The sequence below is a fragment of the Streptococcus oralis SK304 genome, assembly GCF_000287715.1.
GTDB classification, from domain to species: Bacteria; Bacillota; Bacilli; order Lactobacillales; family Streptococcaceae; genus Streptococcus; species Streptococcus oralis_Y.
The window spans coordinates 17,981-28,397 of sequence record NZ_ALJN01000001.1 but is presented as its reverse complement, the minus strand read 5'-3'; the positions used below and the strand labels follow the sequence as shown (position 1 = coordinate 28,397).

Sequence of the window (10,417 nt, the reverse complement as noted above, 5' to 3'; positions counted from 1 at the left end):
CACTGGGTTTCAACTTTGACATCGCCATAGTTGCTTGGCGAGTACTTACTGTCATAAATGGAACACCAGTCTTTTAAAACCTTCTGATTAACGATTTCGTCATAGTAAGAATCCAAGTCCTTGGCAGTGATACCATACTGCTCTAGGTAAGTTTTCACTTGAGCCTCATCTTCGATATAAGTTTCCGTGTCTGCTTTCTTTAAACCTATTTTTACAGATTTTTTTAAAACACGATCCTTACGACTATATTTATTCCATAAGCGAACTCTAACGTTTGGTCCAATTCGTTTTTCAAATGAGATTGAACTTAATTGTGTTTTTGTATCAAAATTAAAACTAATTTCGATTTCAAAATACTCTTCTGGGGTATGCTCTTTATTATATATTCCAAATGGATAATATTTAGAATACTCTCCATCACTTGGCCAACCCGGACTAATTTCAAAACCTTCTATGTTTCTTAAAATATTATTTGACCGATAAGTTTCCTCCGTTTCTTGATAGATTTCATCAAAAATATTTTTAGGTTGACGCACAAAAAAGTAAAAACAGGATGATATGATAATCACGAATAAGGCTACTAAACCGAGTGTTTTCTTCATTAACTTTTCCTCCTAGTCTGCCACAGCCTCTAAACGATTTAAAAATGTGGATACTTCTGGGTATTTTTCCTCAATATACTCTTTAATAGATGCCTCACCCTTTCTCAGTATATCCGCAGGCGCTACCCCTGCATAAATCGTACCTTTGACCTGTTTCCAATCTTTATTTTTTAAGAATTCCCTTTCTCTCTGAGAGGAGTCTTTTTGAAGGTCAGCATAATAAGAAGAGATGGCTTGATCATAGGATTGCCCCTTTTGCATGCGACCAATAAGATTGACCGAATCGAGGTCTGCCTTGTAATCATCCTCACCAATGCTTGGTTTTTTATCCGTAGCATTTTTAGTCGTCTCTCCCTCCCATCCTGAAAGGTCCTTGACATGCTCTCTACCGCCATAGACATCAGCTAACTGAACTTGATTAGGATTAAGGTGAGTCGCCATAGTGATGGACTGGTGGGTAAAGTCTGCGTGGCCTATCACCAATTCTCCCACTGGGTTTCAATCTTGACATCACCATAATTGCTTGGCGAGTATTTACTGTCATAAATCGAGCACCAATCTTTCAGGACTTTCTGATTTACGATTTCGTCGTAGTAAGAATCCAAATCCTTGGCAGTGATACCGTACTGCTCTAGGTAAGATTTCACTTGGGTTTCGTCTTCGATATAAGTTTCCGTATCCGCTTTCTTTAAACCTATTTTTACAAATTTTTTTAAAACACGATCCTTACGAGAATAGTTATCCCATATTCTAACTCTAACATTTGGCCCAATTCGCTTTTCAAACGAGATTGAACTTAATTGTGTTTTTGTAGCAAAATTAAAACCAATTTCGATTTCAAAATAGTCTTCTGGGGTATTGTTTTTATTATAAGTTCCAAATGGATAATATTTAGAATACTCTCCATCACTTGGCCAATCAGGTCTGATTTCAAATCCATCTATATTTCTTAAAATATTATTTGACCGATAGGTTTTCTCAGTTTCTTGGTAAATCTCATCAAAAATATTTTTAGGTTGTTGGATAAAAAAGTAGAAACAAGATAATACAATTAGTACAAATAACACTACTAGACCGAGTATTTTTTTCATCATCATCCTCCTAATCTGCCACAACTTCTAAACGATTTAAAAACTTGGACACACCTGGATATTTTCTTTCAATATATGCTTTAAGAGCACCCTCCCCATCTAACTTAATATCCGTTGGTCGCAAACTATCATAAATAGTATCCCTGACTGTATTCCAATCCTTATTTTTCAAAAATTCTCTTTCTCTCTGAGAGGAGTATTTTTGAAGGTCTGCATAGTAAGAAGATATAGCTTGATCATAGGATTGCCCCTTCTGCATGCGGCCGATAAGGTTGACCGAGTCCAAATCCGCCTTGTAATCATCTTCTCCGATGCTTGGCTTCATATCGTTAGCATTAAAGGTCGTATCTCCCTCCCAGCCTGAAAGATCCTTGACATGCTCTCTACCGCCATAGACATCAGCTAACTGAACTTGATTAGGATTAAGATGAGTAGCCATAGTGATGGACTGGTAAGTGAAATCTGGGGGCCTGTCACCAATTCTCCCACTGGGTTTCAACCTTGACATCGCCATAGTTGCTTGGCGAGTACTTACTGTCATAGATGGAACACCAGTCTTTCAAGACTTTCTGATTGACGATTTCATCGTAGTAAGAATCCAAATCTTTGACAGTAATACCATACTTTTCTAAGTAGGATTTCACCTGTTCTTCGTCTTCGATATAGCTATCCTCGTTTCCTGATAATACTATTTGAATTGACTTTTTGATTGTTTTAGTGTTTGGATTATATTTGTTGACCATCCATAGCTTCATACCATCAGCTACTTTTCTCTCAACTGAAACAAACATTTTACTATACGCTTTCTCAAAATTAAATCCAACTCTCAGTTCAAGATAGTCTTTCGGAAGAGTCTTATACTTTCCTAAAGGGCTATATTTAAAATAATCTCCATCACTTGGCCAGACATCATCAATTTCAAAACCTTCTATATTTCTTAAAATATTATTTGTGCGATAGGTTTTCTCTGTTTCTTGGTAGATTTCATCAAAAATATTTTTAGGTTGATGCGTAAAGAAGTAAAAACAAACTGATACAAGTAATACTACTATTGTTAAAACACCTAGTATTTTCTTCATAGATTTCCTCCTAATCCGCTACGGCTTCCAAGCGATTTAAAAACTTGGATACACCTGAATAGTTACTTTCAATATATGCTTTAATAGCATCTTCTCCTTTTTCCATAACCTCTAACGGAAGAATACTGGCATAGATAGTGCTTCTGACTTGTTTCCAATCTTTATTTTTCAAAAATTCTCTTTCTCTCTGAGAGGAGTCTTTTTGAAGGTCATAGTAATAAGAAGTTATAGCTTGGTCATAGGATTGCCCCTTTTGCATACGGCCTATAAGATTGACCGAGTCCAAATCTGCCTTGTAGTCATCCTCACCAATGCTTGGTTTCTTATCCGTAGCATTTTTAGTCGTGTCTCCTTCCCAGCCTGAAAGATCCTTGACACGCTCTCTACCGCCATAGAAATCGGATAATTGGAAACTGCTAGGATTTAGATGAGTAGCCATGGTAATGGACTGGTGGGTAAAGTCTGCGTGACCTGTTACCAATTCTCCCACTGGGTTTCAATCTTGACATCTCCATAGTTACTTGGCGAGTACTTGCTGTCATAAATCGAACACCAATCTTTTAAAACCTTCTGGTTGACGATTTCGTCGTAATGTTTGTCTAAATCTTCTTTGGTTATATTGTATTTTTTTAAATAGTCTCTTACTTTTTCTTCATCTTTGAGATACTCTCCAGCCTTTCTTGGCTCTTCTAAAATTGCAAGTTCTTTCTCTAGAGTCTTACTCTTAATATTGTAATAACTTAAATACCACAAAGAAAACTTTGAATTTACTTTCCATTCAAACCAAATAAACATTCCTTTGTTTATACTATCAAAATTAAACTCTAATTCAGTCTCGGAATAATTTGCAGGTAGATAATTATCAATGTAAATTACCTTGGGAGTATACTTTCCTGTTCCCTGCATATCTTTATCATATATTTCATACTTATGTACTTCAACATCTTTCAACTGGTTAAAAACATTATTTCCAAGATATGTCTTCTCAGTTTCTTGATAGATCTCATCAAAAATATTTTTAGGTTGTCTAGTAAAAAAGTAAAAACAGGATGATACAATTATCACGAATAAGGCTACTAAACCTAATATTTTTTTCATCATCATCCTCCTAATTTCCCACAGCTTCCAAGCGATTTAAAAATGTTGATACATCTGAATGGTTTTTATCAATGTACTCTTTAATAGATACCTCACCCTTTTTCAGAATATCTGCAGGTACTAGGCTAGAATAGATAGTACTTCTGACCTTTTTCCAATCTTTATTGTTAAGAAATTCTCTTTCTCTCTGAGAGGAGTCTTTTTGAAGGTCAGCATAGTAAGAAGTTATAGCTTGGTCATAGGATTGTCCCTTCTGCATGCGGCCGATAAGGTTGACCGAGTCTAAATCTGCCTTGTAGTCATCTTCTCCGATACTTGGCTTCATATCATTAGCATTGAAGGTCGTGTCTCCCTCCCAGCCTGAAAGGTCCTTGACATGTTCTCTACCGCCATAGAAATCGGATAACTGAAGACTGCTAGGATTTAGATGAGTAGCCATGGTAATGGACTGGTGGGTAAAGTCTGCATGACCTGCTCCGTTGTTAGAGTATGACTTTAATTTACTGTCCCAAAATTGGTCAAATTTGTTATTTTTGCCATAAACTTTTTCATACTTATCCCGAGCATCACTATAAGATGTAGTTCCTGTTTTATTATCTTTTTCCTTCATTTTTTTAACACTACTTCCGCCGCTAGCTAACACATGCTGCAATCTAAGATTATAAATCAATTTTTTTGCATCTGTTTCTTCTTTGATTCCAAGTTCTTTAAAAATTTCAAAAAGTGGTTTTTCTACTCTCATTTTTTCAACTGTAGATGGACTACTAACAACCTCATCATAAAAATAATTTTTTAAATAGCCTGCAGTCTCATCCCACTTTGACTCGTTATAAGATGCTGCACCGACAACTCGCAAAAAGATATAGTCACGAAACTCTTGACTAGAGGTTGGAAACTTCTTGTCTATCCCTTGCTTAATGGTCAGGAGTTGTTGGGCAGTCTCTGCGTCAAAGCCGTATTCTGCCATCATGGTCTGGACAAAGGCCTTCTCTTGACGGCTGAGCTTCATGTCCTTTGTATCAGAGTAGGCAGTCAGGTAGTTGGCCCAAGTCAGGTCAGATGGAACTTTAAAGACGCCTTGCTTTGCGTCCCAACTCGTTTCGATCTGGGCCAGTCCGCGACTCAGTTGCACATCGATATTGTCTAGTTCATCAAACAGTCCTCCTGAGTAGCTATCATAGGCACGCAGGTCTCTCAAAATTGTTTCATAGACGCGTTTATTGGCATGATGTCCTCGCATGAGTTCCACATTACTGCGTCTCAATCTCCCCTTTTCTTCACTATCCATGGTTAATCTAGAAAGGGATTGGTTGACTTCATCTAGATAGGCAATCATTTGCTCTTCCTGGCAGATCTTATCAAGCAAATCATCCTCGCGCCAACTCTTGCTGTCGACCATCGTTTGGTAATCTTCTGACAATTTCTTGATAGCTTGAGAGAAGGTTTCTGCATAGAGTTGGCCCCCTTTACTCAAGGGCAATAAGACACTTGCAAAAAAACTTCTAGCCGAATCATAAGCATCTCCCTTTAGACTCTCTGTGTCCTCTGAAAACTTTTGAATGGCTGATTGCAAATCTTGATAAGCCTCCACCTGAGATTGGCACATGGTCGCTACACTCGAACTTTGTAGTTGTGATTGTTCCAAATACATATCAATGCCCATGTCGTTTCTCCTCCTCTCTTTCTAGTTCCTTGCGTCTTTCATAGTAAACCGCATCCAAGTCTCCCTCTAACCGGAATTTTTCTTTTTTCAAATCATCCATGTGATAGCTGAGGTCCTCAAAGATTTGGTTTTTAAGTTGGTTTCTTTGCAGGAGCGTTTCTTCCAACTGCCCTGCATATCGGCTCTGATAGGCCGCCTCCCACAAATCACTTTGATAACGGTGGCTAGCTCTATCATATCCTTCAAAGGTTTCTATCAGTGCTTTGGTGCGATATTTCTCTTTTCCATTGTCTTCTAGCTGGTACAAGAGGTCTCGCTCTCTTTTCTTCAACTCATCTAACGTGCTCATGTATGACTCCTAAAATCATTGGCCGCAGCTTCATCTAGCGCCTCAAAATCACTCGCTACAGAGTGCAGTCGTTCGGAAGTCAGGGTGACAGCTGCCGAAATCTGACTAGCTAGATTTTGAGACTTTGTCAGACATTGATGGGCTTTGTTATTCCCTTGAAGGGTCGTTAGGTCATCTTGACTAGCCACAGCAATTGCTGTTAACGATTGACAAGCATTTTTAAGCTGACTCGCATAGGTTTGCGCAATATTTAGATCACTTTTTACTGTTGACATGACTGTTCTATCCTTTTCTCGAATCCCTAGTGATAGTTCACTTCATTTAGCTATATAGGCCTATTATACCATGTTTTGAATACAAGCCCTAGTTTATACTATATTTAGATAATAGAAAAACCTTATAGTGAAAAAGATGAAACTCCTTGTGTTCATCGAACATTGTGTCGTTTCCCTATTTTCGTACGGATTTTTAACGCCCTTAGCATCATAATTCTTGCTGGATAAAACGTTTATAGACTAGGCGACAAGTCGAAGATTGTACGAAAATGTTAGTAAAACAAAAAATCTCCCCAAAGGGAGATGATCTGGTTAATTTTACCTTACAGTGCTAGGAACCGTAACCGAAGATTATACTTGAGTATATCGAGGTAAGGTGACAACGCAATGTAAGTGGAAAATAAAGCAGATTAACGACGAAGCCCTAGAGAGTTGATTAACTCACGGTAACGGTTAACGTCGTTCTTACGCAAGTATGCAAGCAAGTTACGACGGCGACCGATTTTCTTCATCAATCCACGGTAAGTAGCGTGGTCTTTTTTGTGTTGTTTGATGTGTTCGTTAAGGTGGTTGATTTCCCAAGTAAGGACAGCAACTTGAACCTCTACTGAACCTGTATCACCTTCGTGACGTGCATATTGTGCGATGATTTCATTTTTTTTCTCTTTTGAGATTGCCATGATGTTTCTCCTTTTTATTTGGCTTCATCCGAGTGACAGGTTGGCATGCCTGTAACCAAGAAGAAGTTATTTGTCTTTACGACAGTTCTTATTCTACCAAGAAGCAGGGACTTTGTCAACTGATTTACTGTTTAAAACCGTGAATTACTCTACTGATTTCAGAGCTTCGAGCATATCTACTTTTCTCAAGTGGCGATTGACAAAGAGACCTAGTAAGGCTAAAATCACAGTCACTGCGATGATTGGAAGAGCATAGACTTCCCAGCTGACCTGAGGATAAAAGAGTATGGTGGCTGGTGAAATCATTTGAATCAAAAATTGATGTAAATAGTGGCCAGCTACCAAACCGAGAGCAATTCCCACAAGGGACAGCACCATAGTCTCACGGTAGATATAGAAGGTCACTTCTTTATTATGGAAACCGAGAACCTTAATAGTGGAAAGTTCACGGATACGTTCTGCCACATTGATATTGGTGAGATTGTAAAGAATGACAATGGCTAGTAAAACGGAAACAAGGACAAGGATGGCCATGGTTTTATTGAGAGAACTAGCCACGGATTCAAAGAGATGGATGGCAGTCGCATTTTGGACGACCCCAGAAACAGCTGCTTTTTCCATAAAGATAGCAGCTTCTTTCTCCGTATTGGAAGGTGTTGGATCTTTTAATTTTACTAGGTAGGTATTGTCTTGTGGACTGGTACCGTAGACTTGTTCGTATGTCGCTCGGTTGAGATAAACAAAGTGTCCAACATAGTTTTCAGAAATAGCCGCGACCTTGATTTTCTTCCCATCAAGCTCCAGCTCGTCCCCAACCGTAACACCTGCTAGTTGGGCTAATTTTTGACTCACGACCGCTCCATCAATGACATGCACCTCTTGCCCATTCTCCTCTAATGCGATAAAGGGTTTGAAATCTTCTCTGTTTGTGACCATCATGGTGATCGTTTGAAGTCCTGCTTTTCCTTTAAAATCTTTTTCAATGGATTTAGAGTAAATCTTTTGATAAGTGTGGATCGATTCAGCTTGCAAGGCACTTTCTAGATCTGTTTTTTCTTGCTCACTCGCACTGCTCTTTTCCGCTACAATCATCTGGTATTGCTGGATTTGTTCAAATTGGCGCTCGGAAACTCCTCCCAAAGATGACTGAATGCCAAGACCTGCAAATAGGAGAGCAACCGAACCTGCAACTCCAAAAATGGTCATCAACATCCGTTGCTTATAACGGAAAATATTTCTTGCCGTAACCTTATGAGTAAAACTCAAACGACTCCAAATAAAGCTCAGACGTTCCAGCAAAATCTTTGATCCCTTAACGGGAGGTTTGGGAAGTAAGAGTTGGGCTGCTTCATCGTGTAATTCCCTCCGCGCTACCAGATAAGCCGGCAAAACGCTGGATACCCAACTTAAAGCTAGGGCAAGGAGGCTATAAGACCAGTAAAAATACTCCTGACTTTTCCCAACGACCATCCCAGCTGTTATAACATCCGAAATCACCCCTGCAAGAAGATAATGTCCAATAAGTATGGTTCCTACAGTTCCTGCAAGAAAACCATAGAGGACAAACTTGGCAACTATATCTTGATTCCGGTAACCTAGGGCCTTGAAAATACCAGCATTGGTACGCTCTTCATCCACAAAGCGAGTCATCGTTGTAAAGGTCACCATTGCGGCGACCATATATAGCACCACTGGGAAGATATTCCCGACTGAACGAATGCTTGATGATGCATTGCTGTACATGAGGTAGCCTTGACCACCTGGCATGGTTTCGCGATTGTATACGTGGTATTTCGGCTCTGCCAGTTCATCAAGCTCTTTCTGGCGCTGTTCTAGCTTCTCTTTTTCCTTAGATAGATCACTCTCTGTCTGAGCCAACTTTTCTTTTTTTGTCGCCAGTTCTCCCTTAGCTTTTGTCAGCTGTCCCTTGGCTTGACTCTTTTGTGGTTCTGGTAAAGCGGTCGCTTGTTCTTCTTGCGTTTTCAAGCGATTTTCAGCCTGCTCTAACTGACTCTTGCCATTTTCAAGGTTGCTTTCAGCCGTTTGGAGCTGTTCTTTCCCCTCTTCCAGGCTCTTTTGCCTATTTGCTTTGATACTTGCCAATCTTTTTTGACCATTATCGACAAGTAAGTCTTGCAACTCTTCCTGATGTTGGGTTCGTTTGGTCTTATAGTCTGATGAAAAAGTATCCAGATTTTTTAAATCGTCATAGCGCACACGCGCAATACTATAAACATCTGAGTCAAACTGACTGGGTAAAATTACTCCATAGCCAGTCAGGTTGCCATTTCCACTACTAGCACTTCCTAAATCTTCTTTAGAAAGAATCTCACCCGACTGAACAAATCCAGTAATTGTAAAAGTTTGGGATTTTACGATGGACTTTTCTTCTTTCTTAGTAAAGGTAATGGTCTGCCCAATCTGATAGCGGTCTTTCCAGAAGTCGGCTAGGGCAATTTCCTCATCAGCTTCTGGCAGTTGACCTTCCGTCACTTGGAAGGTTGAAATACCCTCAGGCTTGGAATAAAGTCGAACCGCATCTTCGCTATTTTCAACGGTTAGGTCTGCCATATAGCCAAACTCAACACTTGCTCCTTAAAGGGTCTTTAGTTCCTCCTGATCTTCTTTGTCCAAGCCATAATCAGCTATCACTGCCAGATCCAAAGTATTGGCTTTACGGAGATAATCCTCAGCCGTGCGTTCCATATTTGGACTGGTCACTTTGAGTCCTACTAGAGCTAAAGAACCCAGCATCATCAAGGTCAGGATAGAAACAAAGCGTCCCTTGGAAGCAATCACCGACTGAAATAGGTCTTTCCGATACGTTTTTTTCATGCTAATACTCCAATGTATCGATATCCTGCGGATGCTCATTGATTGTCATACTCTTAACCGTAGCATCGCGCATGTGAATCACCCGCTCTGCAATAGGAGCTAGCGCGCCATTGTGGGTCACGATAATCACCGTTGCTCCTTTTTGACTAGATATATCTTGGAGAATCTTCAAGACTTGCTTCCCCGTCTGGTAATCCAAGGCACCTGTCGGTTCATCACAAAGGAAGATTTTAGGATTTTTGGCTATAGCGCGTGCAATGGAGACTCGCTGTTGCTCCCCTCCAGAAAGCTGGGCTGGAAAGTTATTCAGGCGATGAGCCAGACCTACATCTTTGAGCACTTGCTCTGGATCCAAGGCATCTGTCACGATTTCTGAAGCCAGTTCCACATTTTCCTTGGCTGTCAGATTGGAGACCAGATTGTAAAATTGAAAAACAAAGCCTACATCTTCACGACGATAGTTTGTTCGTTGGTGCGAACTATAGTTGGCAATATTGGCACCATCAATCCAAATCTCCCCCTCATCATTGGTATCCATACCTCCTAAAAGATTGAGAACGGTTGATTTTCCAGCACCTGAAGCACCAAGTATGATAACCAGCTCCCCTTTTTCAATTTCAAAATTCACATCACGATTAGCCACAATCTCTGTATCCCCAACCTGGTAACGCTTGTAGCTGTGTTTCATCTCAATATAAGCCATCAGACACACCTTCTCTCAAACAAATTACTTCCTATTATCATT

Annotated in this window: 12 protein-coding genes and 1 pseudogene; all 13 read right to left on the bottom strand. The window is 39.8% G+C overall.

The genetic code is table 11. From position 1 onward, the window contains the following. Window positions 1-602 (bottom strand): TipC family immunity protein (locus HMPREF1125_RS02705; protein ID WP_000751737.1); only part of this gene is annotated, 602 nt, incomplete at its 3' end. A gap of 12 nt (window positions 603-614) precedes the next feature. Continuing rightward, entirely contained in the window at window positions 615-1,082 is a 468-nt protein-coding gene (locus tag HMPREF1125_RS02700) for a hypothetical protein (RefSeq protein ID WP_002882798.1), read from the bottom strand. Next, window positions 1,079-1,693, bottom strand: coding sequence for a TipC family immunity protein (locus HMPREF1125_RS02695; protein ID WP_000721852.1), 615 nt, complete (start codon window positions 1,691-1,693; stop codon window positions 1,079-1,081). Before HMPREF1125_RS02695 ends, HMPREF1125_RS02700 begins: the two co-directional genes overlap by 4 nt. Window positions 1,694-1,703: 10 nt before the next feature. Continuing rightward, window positions 1,704-2,234 carry a hypothetical protein gene (locus tag HMPREF1125_RS02690; protein WP_230454485.1) on the bottom strand — a complete coding sequence of 177 codons (531 nt, stop codon included), beginning with the start codon at window positions 2,232-2,234 and terminating at the stop codon, window positions 1,704-1,706. Beyond that, window positions 2,167-2,772 (bottom strand): TipC family immunity protein, encoded by a 606-nt coding sequence (locus HMPREF1125_RS02685; RefSeq protein ID WP_000721868.1) that lies wholly within the window; start codon window positions 2,770-2,772, stop codon window positions 2,167-2,169. Before HMPREF1125_RS02685 ends, HMPREF1125_RS02690 begins: the two co-directional genes overlap by 68 nt. A 10-nt stretch (window positions 2,773-2,782) precedes the next feature. After that, window positions 2,783-3,262, bottom strand: coding sequence for a hypothetical protein (locus HMPREF1125_RS02680; protein WP_002882800.1), 480 nt, complete (start codon window positions 3,260-3,262; stop codon window positions 2,783-2,785). After that, window positions 3,247-3,870, bottom strand: a complete 624-nt coding sequence (locus HMPREF1125_RS02675; protein WP_000721847.1) for a TipC family immunity protein — start codon at window positions 3,868-3,870, stop codon at window positions 3,247-3,249. Before HMPREF1125_RS02675 ends, HMPREF1125_RS02680 begins: the two co-directional genes overlap by 16 nt. A gap of 10 nt (window positions 3,871-3,880) precedes the next feature. Next, window positions 3,881-5,533 carry a T7SS effector LXG polymorphic toxin gene (locus HMPREF1125_RS02670; RefSeq protein WP_000510503.1) on the bottom strand — a complete coding sequence of 551 codons (1,653 nt, stop codon included), beginning with the start codon at window positions 5,531-5,533 and terminating at the stop codon, window positions 3,881-3,883. Continuing rightward, window positions 5,523-5,882, bottom strand: coding sequence for a DUF3958 family protein (locus HMPREF1125_RS02665; protein ID WP_000105342.1), 360 nt, complete (start codon window positions 5,880-5,882; stop codon window positions 5,523-5,525). The genes HMPREF1125_RS02670 and HMPREF1125_RS02665 overlap by 11 nt, the downstream gene beginning before the upstream one ends. Next, window positions 5,879-6,157 (bottom strand): TIGR04197 family type VII secretion effector, encoded by a 279-nt coding sequence (locus HMPREF1125_RS02660; RefSeq protein WP_000108752.1) that lies wholly within the window; start codon window positions 6,155-6,157, stop codon window positions 5,879-5,881. Before HMPREF1125_RS02660 ends, HMPREF1125_RS02665 begins: the two co-directional genes overlap by 4 nt. Window positions 6,158-6,567: 410 nt before the next feature. Then, window positions 6,568-6,837, bottom strand: coding sequence for a 30S ribosomal protein S15 (rpsO, locus tag HMPREF1125_RS02655; protein WP_001018251.1), 270 nt, complete (start codon window positions 6,835-6,837; stop codon window positions 6,568-6,570). Window positions 6,838-6,981: 144 nt separating this feature from the next. After that, window positions 6,982-9,678, bottom strand: a pseudogene (locus tag HMPREF1125_RS02650) (FtsX-like permease family protein). Next, complete coding sequence (locus tag HMPREF1125_RS02640) at window positions 9,674-10,375, bottom strand: ABC transporter ATP-binding protein (protein ID WP_000323385.1); 702 nt, start codon at window positions 10,373-10,375, stop codon at window positions 9,674-9,676. The pseudogene HMPREF1125_RS02650 and the gene HMPREF1125_RS02640 overlap by 5 nt, the downstream one beginning before the upstream one ends. Between the last annotated feature and the right edge of the window lie 42 nt (window positions 10,376-10,417).

Coding starts and splice junctions, on each gene's coding strand:
- HMPREF1125_RS02675 (WP_000721847.1), bottom strand. CDS start 3,870: ATGAAAAAAATATTAGGTTTAGTAGCCTTATTCGTGATAATTGTATCA.
- HMPREF1125_RS02640 (WP_000323385.1), bottom strand. CDS start 10,375: ATGGCTTATATTGAGATGAAACACAGCTACAAGCGTTACCAGGTTGGG.
- HMPREF1125_RS02690 (WP_230454485.1), bottom strand. CDS start 2,234: ATGACAGTAAGTACTCGCCAAGCAACTATGGCGATGTCAAGGTTGAAA.
- rpsO (WP_001018251.1), bottom strand. CDS start 6,837: ATGGCAATCTCAAAAGAGAAAAAAAATGAAATCATCGCACAATATGCA.
- HMPREF1125_RS02665 (WP_000105342.1), bottom strand. CDS start 5,882: ATGAGCACGTTAGATGAGTTGAAGAAAAGAGAGCGAGACCTCTTGTAC.
- HMPREF1125_RS02685 (WP_000721868.1), bottom strand. CDS start 2,772: ATGAAGAAAATACTAGGTGTTTTAACAATAGTAGTATTACTTGTATCA.
- HMPREF1125_RS02670 (WP_000510503.1), bottom strand. CDS start 5,533: ATGGGCATTGATATGTATTTGGAACAATCACAACTACAAAGTTCGAGT.
- HMPREF1125_RS02695 (WP_000721852.1), bottom strand. CDS start 1,693: ATGAAAAAAATACTCGGTCTAGTAGTGTTATTTGTACTAATTGTATTA.
- HMPREF1125_RS02660 (WP_000108752.1), bottom strand. CDS start 6,157: ATGTCAACAGTAAAAAGTGATCTAAATATTGCGCAAACCTATGCGAGT.